The organism is Paenibacillus sp. FSL W7-1332, from assembly GCF_037969785.1.
In the GTDB taxonomy this organism is placed as follows: Bacteria; Bacillota; Bacilli; order Paenibacillales; family Paenibacillaceae; genus Paenibacillus_AQ.
In genome coordinates this window covers 3,321,554-3,338,227 of record NZ_CP150209.1, presented here as the reverse complement: position 1 = coordinate 3,338,227, position 16,674 = coordinate 3,321,554, and the positions used below count along the sequence as shown (strand labels likewise).

The 16,674-nt window shown below is 49.2% G+C and carries 12 protein-coding genes; 4 read left to right on the top strand and 8 right to left on the bottom strand.

Annotated elements, in window-relative coordinates; all coding sequences use genetic code 11:
* Positions 1-133: 133 nt before the first annotated feature.
* Both ilvD and MKX98_RS14880 read right to left on the bottom strand, forming a co-directional pair.
* On the bottom strand, positions 134-1,825 hold the full coding sequence (ilvD, locus tag MKX98_RS14885; RefSeq protein WP_339223808.1) for a dihydroxy-acid dehydratase: 1,692 nt from the start codon (positions 1,823-1,825) through the stop codon (positions 134-136).
* A 19-nt stretch (positions 1,826-1,844) separates the two neighbouring features.
* Positions 1,845-2,510, bottom strand: a complete 666-nt coding sequence (locus MKX98_RS14880; RefSeq protein ID WP_339223806.1) for a GntR family transcriptional regulator — start codon at positions 2,508-2,510, stop codon at positions 1,845-1,847.
* Positions 2,511-2,682: 172 nt separating this feature from the next.
* Between MKX98_RS14880 and MKX98_RS14875 the strand changes: the two genes are divergently transcribed.
* Genes MKX98_RS14875 through MKX98_RS14860 form a run of 4 tightly spaced genes read left to right on the top strand, consistent with a single transcriptional unit; the run spans position 2,683 to position 6,880 of the window.
* Positions 2,683-4,311 carry a spore germination protein gene (locus MKX98_RS14875; protein ID WP_339223803.1) on the top strand — a complete coding sequence of 543 codons (1,629 nt, stop codon included), beginning with the start codon at positions 2,683-2,685 and terminating at the stop codon, positions 4,309-4,311.
* A 2-nt stretch (positions 4,312-4,313) separates the two neighbouring features.
* Positions 4,314-5,408, top strand: coding sequence for an endospore germination permease (locus MKX98_RS14870; RefSeq protein WP_194542440.1), 1,095 nt, complete (start codon positions 4,314-4,316; stop codon positions 5,406-5,408).
* Entirely contained in the window at positions 5,405-5,614 is a 210-nt protein-coding gene (locus MKX98_RS14865) for a CLC_0170 family protein (RefSeq protein WP_194542439.1), read from the top strand. Before MKX98_RS14870 ends, MKX98_RS14865 begins: the two co-directional genes overlap by 4 nt.
* Before the next feature lie 30 nt (positions 5,615-5,644).
* Positions 5,645-6,880: a Ger(x)C family spore germination protein gene (locus tag MKX98_RS14860; protein ID WP_220685440.1), complete on the top strand. Its 1,236-nt coding sequence runs from the start codon at positions 5,645-5,647 to the stop codon at positions 6,878-6,880.
* A 65-nt stretch (positions 6,881-6,945) separates the two neighbouring features.
* Here the strand turns inward: MKX98_RS14860 and MKX98_RS14855 are convergent, their stop codons facing one another.
* From MKX98_RS14855 to MKX98_RS14830, 6 genes are all read right to left on the bottom strand, one after another.
* Complete coding sequence (locus tag MKX98_RS14855) at positions 6,946-9,180, bottom strand: chondroitinase-B domain-containing protein (protein WP_339223801.1); 2,235 nt, start codon at positions 9,178-9,180, stop codon at positions 6,946-6,948.
* A gap of 187 nt (positions 9,181-9,367) precedes the next feature.
* A complete protein-coding gene (locus MKX98_RS14850; protein ID WP_339223799.1) occupies positions 9,368-10,495 on the bottom strand; it encodes a glycoside hydrolase family 88 protein in 1,128 nt (375 codons plus the stop codon).
* A 12-nt stretch (positions 10,496-10,507) separates the two neighbouring features.
* Positions 10,508-11,398 carry a carbohydrate ABC transporter permease gene (locus MKX98_RS14845; RefSeq protein ID WP_339223797.1) on the bottom strand — a complete coding sequence of 297 codons (891 nt, stop codon included), beginning with the start codon at positions 11,396-11,398 and terminating at the stop codon, positions 10,508-10,510.
* A gap of 12 nt (positions 11,399-11,410) precedes the next feature.
* Positions 11,411-12,379, bottom strand: coding sequence for an ABC transporter permease subunit (locus tag MKX98_RS14840; RefSeq protein WP_071220961.1), 969 nt, complete (start codon positions 12,377-12,379; stop codon positions 11,411-11,413).
* Between the two features lie 84 nt (positions 12,380-12,463).
* Positions 12,464-14,131: an extracellular solute-binding protein gene (locus MKX98_RS14835; protein WP_339223795.1), complete on the bottom strand. Its 1,668-nt coding sequence runs from the start codon at positions 14,129-14,131 to the stop codon at positions 12,464-12,466.
* A gap of 153 nt (positions 14,132-14,284) precedes the next feature.
* The gene (locus MKX98_RS14830) at positions 14,285-16,615 is read right to left on the bottom strand and encodes a helix-turn-helix domain-containing protein (protein ID WP_339223793.1); all 2,331 of its coding nucleotides are present in this window, start codon (positions 16,613-16,615) and stop codon (positions 14,285-14,287) included.
* Positions 16,616-16,674 lie beyond the last annotated feature (59 nt).

Sequence of the window (16,674 nt, the reverse complement as noted above, 5' to 3'; positions counted from 1 at the left end):
TTCCCTCTGTTTATTCAATATAGAGAATCCAAAAGTTGCGAATATGGCCCTGGTCCATTCATATGCCAACAAGCTCTTGCGAATTGGCAAGAGCTTGTTGGCAATAGCCCATCATTCAGGCTGGAACATGATCTTATTCTGCTGAGTCGGTGACCGCACCTTTAGATGCTGAGGACACTAATCGTGCATATTTGTATAATACGCCTGTGGAAACCTTGAGTGGAGGCTGCTGCCATGCTTGTGCCCGTACAGCGAAATCTGCATCCGATACGTCGAAGTTCATTTCTTGCGTTTCACTGTCGATGGTGATCATATCTCCATTCTTCAGCAGGGCGATCGGCCCTCCTACCTGTGCTTCTGGCGATACGTGGCCAACTACGAACCCATGCGATCCTCCCGAGAACCTGCCGTCCGTAATCAGCGCTACCTCCCCACCGAGACCTTTGCCTACAATGAGAGCCGTTACCGACAGCATCTCCGGCATACCCGGTCCGCCTTTTGGACCACAATAACGAATAACTAACACATCACCCTTGCGGATTTCATCTTTCAAGATCGCTTCGGTTGCATCTTTCTCGCTGTCATACACCTTGGCCGGTCCGACAAAACGCAGCTTCTTCATACCCGACATTTTGGCAACCGCACCTTCAGGTGCGAGGTTACCACTTAGCACAACCAATGGCCCATCTGGCTTCAACGGCTTATCGATAGGGTGAATGATTTCCTGGCTGTCCATTAACGGTGCAACCTCCGCCAGATTCTCTGCCAAGGTTTTGCCTGTAACCGTCAGGCAATCCCCATGCAGAAGCCCCTCCGCGAGCAACAATTTCATGACGCCCGGTATGCCGCCCACTTCGTTTAAGTCCTGCATGGCATGTCGTCCGCTTGGCTTGAGGTCTGCGAGGTGGGGAACGCGCAAACGGATTCGCTCGAAATCGTCTAATGTCAAATCTACGCCAACCGAATGAGCGATGGCGAGCAGATGCAGGAACGCGTTAGTTGAACCGCCTAAAGCCATGACAACCGTTATCGCATTCTCAAATGCCTTTTTGGTCATGATGTCCCTGGGATAGATTTCATGCTCCAGCAGGGATATGACCTGCCTTCCAGCGGCAGCACATTCCGCTGCCTTGTCAGGTGAAATAGCCGGTGTGGAGGATGACCCGGGCAGGCTCATCCCCATGGCTTCTGCCGCAGCGGCCATCGTGTTGGCTGTGTACATGCCCCCACAGGAGCCCGGTCCCGGGCAGACGCTGCACTCAACCTTATGGAGCTGCTCGTCCGACATTTTTCCATCATGATATTGCCCCACTGCTTCAAAAGCCGTAACGATATCCACGTTCTTGCCTTCGAGTTTCCCAGGTTGGATGGTACCGCCGTAAACGTAAACCGCAGGAATATTCATCCTTCCGATCGCCATCAGGCATGCGGGCGTATTCTTGTCACAACCGCCGATCGCCACGAGACCATCGAATCGTTCGGCCCCCGTCACGATCTCAATCGAATCCGCGATGGCTTCACGGCTGGGCAGGGAGAACAGCATTCCGCCATGTCCCATCGAAATGCCATCCGAAACCGTGATCGTGTTAAAAATAAGCGGAGCGCCGCCATGGTTGCGTACCCCTTGCTTGGCCTCTATGGCTAACTTGTCTATATGCATATTGCACGGAGTCACTTCACTCCAGGTGCTGGCTACGCCAATCATCGGTTTCTTGAAATCCTCATCTGTAAAACCAACAGCCCTAAGCATCGCTCTGTTCGGTACCCGATTGACCCCCTCACTGATTACTTTACTGCGAATACGCAAGTCTTTTTTGTTTGTCATCCTTCCCTCTCCTGTCTATTTAGAGTAACCCATGAAGTTCCTGCATGGGACGTATAAAATTTTGTTTCATCATGGCCTGTGCCCGCTCGCTGTCTTTCTGCTCGAAGGCGCTGATAATTAATGCATGCTCATCGACCGAGGCTTGTGTAGCAGCGATCGGTTGTTTTAGGAACACGTATTTAAACCGCCGGATATGCATCTGAAGAGAAGCGCTGTATGTAGCGACATATGGATTATCGGAGAGTTCCACAATCAAGTTATGAAACTGCTCATCCAACTCCATAGCTTGATAGACTTGCCCGCTTTTCATGACATTCTCAAAATCCAGATTAATCGCTCGCAATTGCTGGAGCTGCGCCGGAACAATAATGGTAGCGGCCACTTCGGCAGCTAATGCTTGAAGAGCAGCCATGGTCGAATACATCTTAAAGATATCTTCCCTCTCAATGGCTGTAACTTTTGTTTCTTTTCCAGGATGCGTGGACACGAGTCCTTGTACTTCGAGCAATTGAAAAGCTTCCCGGATAGGCGTTCGGCTTACGCCAAGGGACTCCGCCAATTCAGCGTCAAGCAATTTCTCTCCGGGCTGCAACGTGCCATCGATAATCCACCGTTGAATTTGGGAGAACGCTCTTTCCTTTGCAGTCATCCGTACGGGAGAGACAAAATTCTTAGGTACAGGCATAGTTTTAATCATCCTTACTAATCAAGTTTGTTATATGCAATATATCGCATACTTATATTAAATACAATACATTAGATGGCTTCCTTTGATAAAAATAACAATCAGAGGAAATACTTAACCAAACTATCTAACTGCTAAGAACCACCCTTTAACAAGAGAGGTGTAAACAACAATGCCATTTTCCACATGGACGGGTTCGAACGAATCCCATAACGAAGTCTCTTCCAATTCAAATGATGCGAGTTCAGAGGGCCGGAACATATCGGAGAGTCTAGAAGAGACCACATCCGAAATCAAAAATATTCTGGGCGATAACGACGATTTTATGATACATCCTTTCCATGTGTTCGGGCAGCATCCGGCCGTGTTGTTTTATTTCTCCGATATGACGGATCACGCCGTCATTAATAATACTTTATTGAGACCTCTTAAATATGGCCCTCTCCATCTCGATGTTTCAGACCTGCCTCGCCATGCGTTGATGGACACGTTGATGAAAGATACGCTCTATCACAGCGAAGGATACTCGGAACGAAAAATCCGCGTACTCACCGACAATCTTCTAAGGGGACAGTCAGTTGTAGCGATCGAAGGGCTGGACGAGGCTATTATCATTGATACACGAAAAATAACGCAGCGTTCGATAGAACAGCCCGCTACAGAACAGGTGATCCGCGGGGCCCGGGAAGGATTCATCGAGACGCTCGGCACCAACATTTCCCTGCTCCGTTACCGGCTGCAAACGCCGGATTTCCGCGTGAAATCTATGGAGATCGGAACGAAAACGAAATCCAAGGTAGCGGTCTGTTACATGGATGGCATCACTAATCCCGGCATCGTTAATGAAGTGAAGAAGCGCCTGGACGCCATTGAAATCGATGCCGTGCTGGATTCGGGGTATCTGGAACAGTTTATCGAAGACAATCATTGGTCTCCGTTTCCGCAAATCCAGTATACGGAGCGGCCCGACAAAGTCGTAGCAAATCTGCTGGAAGGCAGAGTGGCCATTCTGGTCGACGGTTCCCCGCTCGCCTTGATCGCTCCAACGGTATTCAGCCAGTTCTATCAAACGGTCGAAGATTATACCGAGCGATTTTTATTGATGAGTGCGATCCGGCTGTCCCGTCTGGTTGCTTTGATTTTTTCCTTGGTTTTTCCCTCGTTGTATGTAGCGATTATCTCCTTTAATCCTGAGCTGATTCCCACGGAATTTGCGGTTGCCGTCGCGGGTGGACGTGCAGGCGTCCCGTTTCCTGCAATGGTCGAAGTGCTCGTTATAGAAATTTCGATGGAGGTTTTACGGGAAGCTACGATCCGGTTGCCGCAACAAGTGGGCGGCGCTTTATCCATTGTCGGCGTGCTCGTCATCGGACAGGCCGCGGTATCTGCCGGGTTCGCCAGTCCGATCACCATCGTCATCATCGCATTAACGACCATCGGGTCTTTCGCAACGCCGGCCTACAACGCGGCGCTTGCGCTCCGTCTTCTGCGTTTTCCGCTGATCATATTAGCCGGGATCTTCGGCTTGTACGGCGTCATGGTCGGCATCATTCTGATTGCCAATCATTTATTGTCGCTTAAATCGTTCGGGGTTCCGTATCTAAGCCCATTCGTGCCAGGCAACTTTCAAGGCATGCGGGATCTTCTGACTCGCGGACCGCTGTGGAAGATGAAGAACAGGCCTTCCTTCCTCCAACCGCTGAACACATCAAGGCTCGGTGATCAAATGAAGGAGCAGGTGGATCATTCCTCAACCAATATCATGAATCCCATCCAACCTAACGACGAGAAAGGTCGATAACCATGAATGAACAGCGCCAAATCACGGTCCTGCAGGCCTCTGCCATTACGATCAGCACCATTGTGGGAGTAGGCGTGCTTGCACTCCCTTTGTCTGCGGTCAAAGCTGCGGATGCCGGGGCTCCGTTCGTTACTTTTTTGGGAATGCTGCTGGCGTTTGTCGGACTTTTCTTCATGACCCGGCTCGGCATGCGGTTTCCGAACGACTCATATGTGGAGTACAGCGAAGTCATCATCGGCAAGTGGTTCGGTCGAATCACAAGCGTGATCTCGATTGCGTTTTTTGCGGTTTTGAGCTCTCTGGTTGCAAGAGAATTCGGTGAGGTTGTCGTTACGGCCGTCCTGAAGAATACACCGCTGGAGGTAACCGTGCTGGTCATGCTGCTCCTGGCTGCATTTTCTTCACGCCGAAATATTATGACATTTGCATATATCCACTTATTCTACAGCCCCTTTATTCTGATACCTGCGCTTTTGATCGTCGCCCTTTCATTAAAAAATGCAGACTTGGTCAATGTTCTCCCTGTATGGGGAAATGAGCCCGGAGGCATACCGGCAGGCATTATTACGCTCTCCACCGTGTTCCATGGATACTTTATTATGATGATGGTCATTCCGGCCATGTGCAAACCTGAAAGAGCGATGCGGTCCAGCCTATGGGCCATGGTAGTAACCGGCGCTTTGTATATTTTGATCGTGGCTGCCACCGTGGGCGTGTTTGGAGCCGAGGAAACCAAAAAGCTGTTGTGGCCGACACTGGAGCTTGCCAAAGCAACTTCATTGCCTGCCAATGTGCTAGAACGCTTGGATGCAGTCTTTCTAGCCGTATGGGTAACGGCTGTATTTACATCCTTGTTCTCTTGTTACTACTTTACGCTTTACTCGATAAGCAAGCTCTTCCGGTTAGCGGATCACGGGATGATATCCTTCTTCATCCTGCCCATTCTATTCGTCCTGGCCATGCTGCCCCAAAGCTTGATTCAATTGAATGAAGTGAACAGCATGATATCCAAATATGGACTGCTGATTACTATCGCGTATCCCGGAATCCTGCTGGTCATCGCCATCCTGCGCAAAAAAAGAGGTGCAGCCAAATGATCGGGGAAATTTACAGCGGTTATTTGGATGTTGCCATACTGATCTGGCTCTTCTCCGGCTTGTTCAATCTGTTCATCGACACGAATAAGTACAGACAATCGAACATGACCAAGGAAAAAAAGGTATCCCGCGTGCTGGGCTGGATCAACATCGGAATCGTAACGGTTTGGTTTCTAATTATCGTCCTTGTTAAAGTCTTCGTGTGAGTTTAAATGTCTGAGTTCAGGAGGATCTCAATGAGTAAGAGAGTAAATGCCCGCCTTAACCTAAAATTCATGATCCTTCTTCTCCTCTGCTCACTTCTGACAGGCTGCTGGGATCGGATGGAGATAGAGGAACGCGCGGTCGTTCTGGGTATATCGATCGACACGGCCGACAAGGATGCCGAGATTCGTGAAGAAGAAATTTCTCATCTTCGAGGGAAATATCCCGCACCGAAACAGGAAATGATCCAATTATCCGTTCAAATCGCTCTTCCCGGAAGAATACCGCTCGGACCCGGCGAAGGCGGTGCTTCGGGAGAAGGCGCCCAAGAAACCGTGTGGGTGCTTGATGTTGTAGGGCATACCGTCGATGATGCGATGATGAATCTCCAGCAGCAAATATCAGGCAAATTGTTTTTTGGACATCTCCGCGTCATCGTCGTGTCTGAAGAGTTTGCCAGAAAGGGAATGGAGAATTTAAACGACTATCTTCACCGAAACGCGGAAGTTCGCCGTATGGCCTGGTTGATGGTATCCAAGGGGAAAGCAAAGGAACTGATGGAGGCTGCTCCGAAGCTGGAGCGCGTCCCGGCATTGTATTTGTCCTCCACGCTGGACGATGCCGTTAAGCATGGCAAGTTCCCGATCGACTATATCGGAACCTTTTGGAACAATTCTTCGAAGAAGGGGCAGGAAGGATTTCTGCCCTATATCCAAATCATGAAGGGGGAGAACGTGGAAATCAGCGGCATGGCTTTTTTCAAAGGGGCCAAATTGGTCGGCGTGACGAAACCGTTTGAAATTGCCGGATATTTAGTCATCAAGGGAATCAGTCCGGCAGGATACCGAGGAATCATTCATATCGGAGACGATTCTCAGGTTGTTACCATTCATGCAACGAACCGGGAATCAGAAATCAAGGTGGACATCAAGAACGGCCTTCCTCATTTTACGATCACGGCAGTGACGGAAGTGAATGTCGAAGAAAAAAATACGGAAACCCTCCCGCTCAATAACTCGCATATTCTTGAGGAAATTGCGAGGGAGAACGAACGATCCGCTAAAGAACTCATGCTCGGACTCATCCAAAAAACGCAAAAAAAAGAATCCGATATTTTCGGATTCGGCGAATTGGTACGAGCCAGAAAACCAACCTATTGGAATAGCCATGTCAAAACCGCGGATCAATGGAGTGAAATTTATAAAAATACAACTTTTGATTTCCGTGTGACATCGAAAGTCCGAAGAGTCGGCATGAAGGCGGAATGATGATGCAGAATGCGTACGAAAAACGTCGTGGGACAGCAGACATGATGGGTCCCCATGGAGTTGCTTTATTTCATCCAGGCGTCCGGGCCGACATCATGAGCAGTGAGCGGGGGATTGGCCCGCTGCTTGCCTGGAGCATATTCATCTGCACCCACGTCAGGTATATAGCGGAACTGGCCATCCATGTCGTCCGCTGCAACGAATGGAGTCAGGGCAGCGTCAACGGCCGGGCTATAGACGGATAAGCGGATGAGGCCGTCCATACTGCGCACCAAATGGAGCTCTTGTTTGGTCATCTCTCTATCCACGACGGGATTGTTCGAAATCGGTGCGTTCCCCGAAAGCATATTCCCCTTGTACACAGCCCGTTCCTGTTCGGGTGCTTGGATCACCGCATCGGTTTCATGAAACATGGTACCCGCATGGCTAAATATCAGATTGTTATAAATCTTTGTCCCAACAGGCTGATAAGTTCTGCCGCCCAGATTGAAAGTCGTTGTTTGATTGCCGACAATCACGATGGTATTATTGTAGACTTGAACATTATACTGCCGCCAATGTCCCCGCAAAAGTTCCGTTCTTTGTTCAGCCGGCAGATCGCCAAGCCTTGCAGTTTGCTCTTGGTTTCCACCCCAACGAACGATTGGATTCGTACTGCCTTCAGGTCCGCCGTCATGTGTTCCGCCATCAAGACGAATCACTTTGTCCGTAAGGCCTTCCATGTAATTGTTGTAGATTTTGTGATCATTGCCGTAGATCCGGAATCCGCTGCTGCCGGGTGTCACCCCGTCCCCGATCAGATGGTTACCGTAGAAGCTGTTACGGTTTCCATGCCGAGACACAATCCCGCCGTATGAATGACGAATCGTGTTGTTCCGAATGATATTGTCGCTGCTCTTCACCGATATCACTTCATCTTCACCGTTAAAGCCGTCAAATAAATTGTACTGAACCGTAATATAACCGGATGCGAGCGAGGTACTGGAAAGCCCGAGCCTGATGGCTTCCAACCCGTTGGTTACCCGGGGACCAATATCGTGAAAATAGTTATACTCGATGACGTCGTATTGCGAAATATGCTGTCCGCTATGCCCTTCGCCATCATAAATCAGGACTGCGCCAAAACCCTTCTTCGGTCCAATATCATTATAAGCGATCCGGTTATGGCTGCTCGTTCCTTCAACACGGATGTAATGTCTGTGCGTGCCATTGTCCGTTATGAGTTTCGGATCTTCAAATGGCGTTAACCCCTTATATACTTCTCCGTTCGGATTATACCGATCTTCACTGTACCGGCAGCTGTTCTCCACATTGAGCAAGCACCATACATATCGGTTTTGAGCTTTAAATCGGTAGGGCTGACCCGTTTCATCCAAGGCAAAGGTGTTGCCCAAAATAGAGATTCGGCTGGAGCTTTCCAGCTGAATCCCTGGATGAACTCCGGTGAGCGCCCGATGCGCCAAACCCCGATCCATCAAGGTCTGTTTTCCATTCTCATCGCCGATCCCGTTCCGGAACGTGAGTCCGCTGACCTCAATATAATTTGAATTTTCGATGTGCATATAGCTATTCCCGCTAATAATTGCCTTGCCGGACTTCCCGGTAATCCGAATCGGATAGACGGCAGAGCCGTGTTTATCCTTCACAACAAACGGACCGTTCTGCTCGTATGTCCCATCCTTCAGTTCAATCAGCGTACCAGCCACAGCCTGATCCAGCGCCTGCTGCAATTGTTCCGCCGTGCTGACCGAGACGCGCTTCATCTCCGGAGGCTTTACATCCTCCTCCTTCACTTCGCCCGCGTTTGGTGGAAGCGGAGGTTGCGGCTCTTCCGGTGATTCACCCGGCACTTTCCCTGCGTAAAGCTCTACTTCCATAATACTGTTCCAGTTTCCCGAGCTGCCGCTGGCATTATTGCCATATCCGATCAACCGCAAATACCTTGCCTTCACCGTAGGCTGTAATCCATAGGTTTGCATGATGCTATCTTCCGGTTTCAGCTGCCGGCTGAACTGTCGTTCAAAAACAACGGTGCTGGATTGGAAATCTTCAGTATTCGAAGCTAATATCTCAAAGCTGGACTGACGCTCTCTAGCATTCAGAAACGCAATGTTCACATAAGTAACGGTTTGTTCCGTGCCTAGATCAAACTGCAGCCATTGACCTTGTCCCGATGCGGACCAGCGGCTTTGCTGGCTCTCCGCGTCCTCGCCCCATACCCCATCCAATACATTCCCAGGCACATAATTTGTGCCCGGTTGGTGGCTGCTTGCCGTTACCGTGCTCTCGATTCGGTTCATGCCGCTCCCTCCTGCATCACTTGATGCCCCTTGGGCTTCTGAAGACGACATCATCAGTGTTCCGACCAATAGGATTAAGACCAGCCCTACACATATCAATCTGTGACACCGTTGGTTTAATGCGTTTATTAACGTTTTCATATCCGTTCACCTCTCTTCGAATATTAACGCCCATAACCATAACCAATCAGAATACGCGATGAACCCAGCCCCGAAGCTTCGCCAGAGCCTCGATATAATAATAATCCCCATAAATTAGCGACACATTGATATTGGTGTCCGCTGGCTTATGGCCGGTTCCGCCAAACAGGATTCCCTCATGCTCATGGACTTGAAATGCTGCATACTCCGTCGATAATGCCAGAACGATTCGCTCAGCGGCTGTCCGGTATACAGCCCCAACCTCCGGAGTGGTCAAGGCAGCGAGCTCCAACAATCCGGAAGCAGCAATGGCCGCTGCGGAGGTGTCACGTGGCTCAGTATCGGGATTCGGTACCCGGAAGTCCCATGGCGGCACCCCGTGCCCCTGCAAAGAAGCTATAAAATGATGAGCTACCCGCTCGGCGGCATACAGAAAATTCTTGTTGTTCGTAAAACGGTAAGCGTTAGCCATCCCGTACAGCGCCCACGCATTCCCTCTCGACCAGCAGGATTCCGGGGCATAGCCCTGCCAACCCTTATACTCCAGCAATTCCCCGCTTTCCGTATCAAACACGGCCACATGACAGGTGGATCCATCGGCACGGATCATATGCTCCAAAGCCATATTCGCATGAGCATTCGCCACGTGGCGGAATCTCGGGTCTTCACCTTCTTCGGAAGCCCAGTACAAGAGGGACAGGTTCATGAGGCAATCGATAATAGCCCAACCCGGGAGATCCTTGTTCCATGCCCTGATGTACTGGCCAGCCAAGTTAAATCGTCCGGCCAGAAAGTTAGCCGCCGCAAGTCCTCGTCTTCTGCCATCGGCATCTCCGGTTAGCTTATATTTCAATACGGCTGTCGGCAAATACTGAAACCCGACATCATGATGGAAGCGACTCTCTTCTAAGGTCAATCGTTCCATCCGTATGTCCCACTCCCACGCCGCTTCCTTATACTTCGCATCCCGGGTCATATCGTAAAAAATCCACAGCGTTCCCGGCCAAAACCCCGATATCCAGTTGTCCAAGGTCAAGCCGTCGTATTCCCCATCCTTGGCTGCATGGGGTGCAAGTTCAGGCTCTCTAGCCAGCATCCGGTCCACCTTCAACCGCGCAGCGTTCCACCACATATCCAAGTCGAGTTCATGTTGAATCTTTAATTTACTCATCATATCCTCCTGTCGTTATCCTTTAATGGCACCAATTAGGGCACCTTTCACAAAGTACTTCTGCAGAAACGGATAGACCAGCAGAATCGGTACCGTTGCCACGATAATGGTTGCATGCTTGAGCGTTTCGCCGATAACGGCAACCTCTCCTCCGCTCGCTCCGCTTGCCATGGAGCTTGCATCATTGAGAAGCAGCAGCTCTCGCAGGACGAGCTGAAGCGGGTACAAGGAGCGATCCTGCAAATAGATCATGGCCTGAAACCACGAGTTCCAGTGGCTGACTCCGTAATACAGCAGCATCACGGCGATGACCGGCATGCACAGCGGCATCATGATCCGGAATAGGATGACGAACTCATTGGCTCCATCAATCTTTGCCGATTCCTCCAGACTATCAGGCACCGCCTCAAAAGCCGTTCTCATAATAATCAGATTAAAAGCAGATATAGCCTGAGGGATAATCAAGGACCACAGCGTATTGGTGAGCTCCAGGCCTTTCACTGTAAAATACAGCGGAATTAAACCGCCGCTGAAGAACATGGTGAATACGATAAACAGCATCAGCTGCTTGCGATATCGCAAACCCTTACGGGACAGCGCATACGCTCCGAACGCTGTCAACGTGATATTGAGCACCAAACCGCCCGAAACGATTAAAAACGTATTCACGTATCCTTGTATAATCATCGGATTGTCAAACACGAGCCGGTATGCATTAAATGTTGTATCCAGCGGCTTCCATAGAATCCCCGAATGCTGCATGTAACGGGTTGGATCGCTCAAGGAAGCAAACAGCACGTATATCAATGGATATAACGTACATAAGGTGATTACGGTCAACAAGACGTAATTCAAAACATCAAACAGCTTTTCACCAACCGATCGATTCCCGGCTCTCCATTCCATTCCCCTCACCTCCTACCACAAGCTGGTTTTATTCATTCTGCGGCTCAGCCAGTTTGAGCCTATAACAAGCGTGAAATTAATGGCCGAATTGAACAACCCTACCGCCGAGCTGAAGCTGTAATTGAATTCCTGCAGCCCCACCCGGTACACATAGGAGCTGATCACGTCTGCCGTATCGTAGGTTGACGGGTTGTAGAGCAGGATGATTTTCTCGCTGCCAACGTTCATCAGCCTCCCGATTTCAAGAATGAACAGGATGATAATCGTAGGCATGATCCCTGGCAAAGTCACATTCAACATCTGCCTCCACCGATTGGCTCCATCAATCTTCGCGGCCTCATATTGTTCCTGGTCGATACCGGCCAGGGCGGCAAGATAGATGATGGTCCCCCAACCGATGTTCTGCCAAATTCCGGAGGTTACGAAGAGGGTCCGGAAATATTCAGACTCCAGCAGAAGAGAGACCCGTTCCCATCCGAAAAAAGCCAAAATATCGTTGATTAACCCGTCACTCATCGTGAATTCCTTAATAATGCCGCAAACAACGACCAGCGAAATAAAATGCGGCATATACGTTATGGTTTGAACCGTGCGTTTGAATGCGGTTTTCCTCACCTCGTTTAGCAGAAGCGCCAATATAATGGGTGCCGGAAAGCCAAAGAGGAGCTCATAAAAGCTGATTAACAGCGTATTTTTGACGACCCGCCAGAAATAAATGCCGTTAAAAAACGATTCGAAATGCTCCCAGCCGGCCCATGGACTACCCATGATGCCAAGACGTGGAGAGAACTCCTTAAAGGCGATGGACGCCCCGTACATGGGGAAATAATGAAAAACCGCAAAGTATAGGAGTACCGGGATTAACATGATGTACAGGAAACGATTTTTACTAATGTCCTTTAACAAGCCCCAATTTCGAGGATCCAGTCCTGCCGAGTTAGAAGGAATTGACGTGCGTGTCGGAGGCGGAAGTTTCGCCATGCCGTGCTCACTCCTTATGTTCTGTCTATTGAAGGTTCAAGTTAGCGAGGGGATGAGAGCTCGCTCCATTCCCCTCGCAATTCATTATCTGCTGTTATATCGATCCAGAGCGCTTTGATAGATCTCAACCGCACGTTCAATCCCCAGCTTCTTGATTTGCTCCACGTATTTCTCATAACTCTCCATCGGCTCCTTGCCGACAATGAACTTAACAAACATTTCCTCTTTATAGTTGCTTACTTCGGTTAGAATCTTGCCAAGCTCCTTGCTTTCTTCGACGGTTGGCGTCAGGAAGCCAGGCAGTATATGCTTCTCGGCATCCGTCTTTGCCCATACTTTCACGGCCTCATCCTGCTCAGGGAACGTATTCCAATTCCGGCGTTCATCCGCTTCGTAAGGTCCATTGGGCTTGGAATACTGCGATACCATCTGCTGCAGACTATATTTCTCATTGTTTTTAATCAAATCGGTATACACGGGAGTCCCGTTCTCCATCGTGTAGCTCTCCCCTTCAATGCCGAAGTTGTAGAGCATCGCGCCCTCATCGCTGTAGGCATAATCCAGCCAGCGTACGATCAATTCCGGATTTTTGGCGGCGGTTGTGATGGCTTTGCTTGGTCCCGGATTGTACTTGAAATCCCGTTGTCCGATAAAGGGAACTTCGTCTTTATTGAGAGTTGGATACGGAGCTCCTACCAGCTTGAATTTCGGATCCTGCGCCTTCATAGCATCCATCCATTTACCCATGCCGCCGCTGAGAAGATGCACCGTTGCGCCGGTCTGCCCGGTGAGAATCTTGTTGTCCAACGCTTTGGTATCGGTGAGCGCAAAGTCCTTGTCAAACAATCCTTCCGTAAACCACTTGCGGAATAAGGCCAGAAAATCTTTATACTGCGGATCTATGGGACCATACCTCACCTTTCCTTCATCGTCGACATAGAAGGAGTTTGAGGTGCGATAAGCTCCGATGAAAGCATCGCGGATCTCAAAGTTCCCTCCGGTGTAAGTGACACTTAGCGGTGCTTTGGCACCCTTCTCGTCACGAAAGGCAATTAACGTCTTCTCCCACTCCTCTATGGTCGTTGGAACTGGAAGACCAAGCTCATCCAGCCAATCCTGACGGATCATGGGACCGCGGAAGACGAGACCGGATGGATTGCGAATCATGGGAAATACATAATATTTGCCGCTATCTGTCTTGACCATTTGATCAAGCATCGGATCCGCTTCAAGTTTCTTCTTCAAGTTCGGGGCATATTGATCAATCAGATCATTAAGCTCCAGGATGACACCGTCCTGAATGGCTTTCTCCGGTCCGCCCGGATAAGAGCCCGCACTTCGTCCGGTCCAATCGTATTCAATGACATCGGGAAGCTCATCGGACGCGATCATTAGATTGAACTGCTCCGCCGTCTGCTGATCATTAGGATGAATATACTCCACCTGAACTCCTGTTTTTTCGGCTAGCGCTTTCCCAAACGGCGTATCGGCCAGGTTGGAATAGAAGGTTACCGCATTCATGTTCAAGATTTCCCATGACGTGATCGATTCGGTTGTATTTAGCGGATACGATGAACCGATTGCAGTGGCTGTACCCTTCCCGGCCTCGTTCGGCTTAGCATCCGGCGTGTCATTCTTACTTCCCGACGAACATCCCGCAAGCACCAGACTTGTTAACAATATGGCGGTCAGTCCTGACTTTACATTTCGCAACAAGCTGTCTTTGACCAGCAAACGTTGAACCATCATCATTCCCCCGATTGTAAGATTAAGGTAGCGGTTAGGCCAGCATGATGCCCTATCCGATGTCATTGTTCAATAAAACCCGCGTCCCTGACCATAGACAAAATCTAAAATCGCAGGCAATTCCTTAAAAATCGATGGATTTCCCTCCAAAATCCGGGTTTACAGTGCGGCTTTTTGATATTTCCCGGGGGTCACTCCTTCGAATTTTTTAAAGATTCGCAGGAACGTGCTGACATCCGAGTAACCGACCTGGTTAGCGATTTCAATGACGGTAAGCTTTTGCAGAACTAGCAGTTCTTTTGCTTTAGACAGGCGGAGGCGGTTAATGGTATCCAGCAAGGCTTCTCCTGTAAATTCCTTGTACAGTCTCGATACATACGAGGGGGTCATCTGAAAAGCGTCGCCAATCATTGAAATATTCAATTTCGGGTCATACAGATGCTCTTGGACATACTGCGAGACATCTTCGATTAAATAACGGTGATGATTCCGTTTCTCGGCCAGAATCCATTCACAGACTTGCGAAAGCATCTGTTTCATCCGCTCCTTCATCTCCGGAACATGATCGCACTCAAGCAATAGATCCGCATCGATGAATTGCTCTTCATATGTTCGCTTGCTGCCCGCTTTCACTTCCTCAAGCGTATTCAGCATCGTGCTTGCCAGGTTGTACATCAGGCATTTGGCGATTGGTACCGAAACCGGATGCTTTGAAAAATTGGCTTGGAATATATCATCCAAAATGGCTTCTGCTTTGTCGTAGCTCCCGCTCTTCACCAAGCCTATAAACTGCTGCTCGACACTCAAAGGATAATAAAATTGACGGGTTTGCATACTCTTGTCAGAAAGCGTGTCCGTATATGGGATGAACTGTCCGCTCCCCATCACAATCCGGTATTCAAGTGCGGCCTGTGCTTCTTGATAAGAAAGGGCAATGCCATGCAAACTCGAGTGAACCTGACCCACAGCCACCGTAAGCTCTGCTTCAATATGCTTTCGCATGAATTCGCGAACCTGAGCCAGTATTCGATTCAACACACATTGCTCCTGCTCCTCTGACAAGCTCGCTTTGAAGTTAACGACACAAGCAAGCGCATCGTTCACTTCTGTTGTAAAAACGAGCGCTTCATCGGAAGCCGTATCCTCAAGCACGTTAGTCAATATGAAATAAAGCATTTGCTGCTTCTGATCCGGGAGCCCGTGAATGCCAAACTGCTCAAACTTGCCATAATGATCAATCGATATCAGCAGGACGACAGATCGGTTGGAATGAAACTGAATATCCTGAGCAGGCAGCGTGGTATGGAGAGACTGATCATGATCGGAGTACCCCATTAACAGACGCCGCAATAAATGCGCTCGTATTGTATTGCGATGTTTGTGAAACGCCGTTTGCATATCTGCCTTTTCATGAAAATGCTGCTGAATCGTCCCCTGCAGGAACGAGTATTCGTTGGCTCCCGCGTCAAACCTCAGACCGAATTGCTTGGATAAACTTTGCAGCATCAATTGAACCGGCATATAGTTTCTGCGTAAGAACAATACTGTAACTATCCCTCCGATAAACAAGCTCAGGGCGATGCTGATCCATGTCAGATGACGTAAATCTTTCATCTTCTCATTAAATAATGCTGCTGGCAGTACGGATACATATTTCCATCCGGTTACTTGCGACGTAATATAGGAAACGGCGAACCTCCCCTCGCCCGAGTCCATGTAGATCATTCCGCTATCTCCTTGAAGCTGCTCATAATTCAGGCCAGCAGGTACGGTCGGATCCTGTCGTGATGCAGCGATATACTGACTATCCGTATCGATAATGAACATACTCGCATCCTTTTGCAGGGGAACGCTCTCGATGAGCTTCGAATCCTTGATCAAGAACAGGACAACAGCAGGGGGCTGTGCAGGGGAATTAAATACAAGGGAATGAGCAAATACAACCACCGGGAAGCTCTGAAGGCCATCTTGAAACTCCATAGATTTGTAACCGTTTACATATCTTTGCTCAAACAGTCCCATCCACTTCTCATAGGAGGGTTCGTCATTTCGCCGCAGTTTTTGATAGAGGCCCATGCCGCTTGTGTGGCCATAGGTTGAAATCACCGTATCACTGTTCAAATACATGACGTAAATATCCTCAATTGAATCGTTTGCATTTTTATAAGTTCGCAGGCTTTCCGATATGCTGAACACATCGTAATACTGGTGATCTCGAAGTGGTAACTCCACGCTGGAAAATGCCGATATCCCTTTGTTTAGCGCGATTTCCAGACTTAAACGCTCCAGGCTTTTCAGCTTGCTGTCAATGGACATTTCCATCTGCTGAAGAAGCAATTCGTTTGCCCGATTGGTCTCGCTCTTCACTTGGTGGTATGAGAATGAATACAGCACAAAGCTGATCACAATCGGCACCATTAATACGGTGACATAAGAGAACAGCCACGCCACAATGACGCTGCGATTATATTTGCGAAGGATGCTGAACATATGATTTTCCTCCTTACAGCCTTTGGTGATAACAAGAGCAGCCTTCATAGGGATAAGGC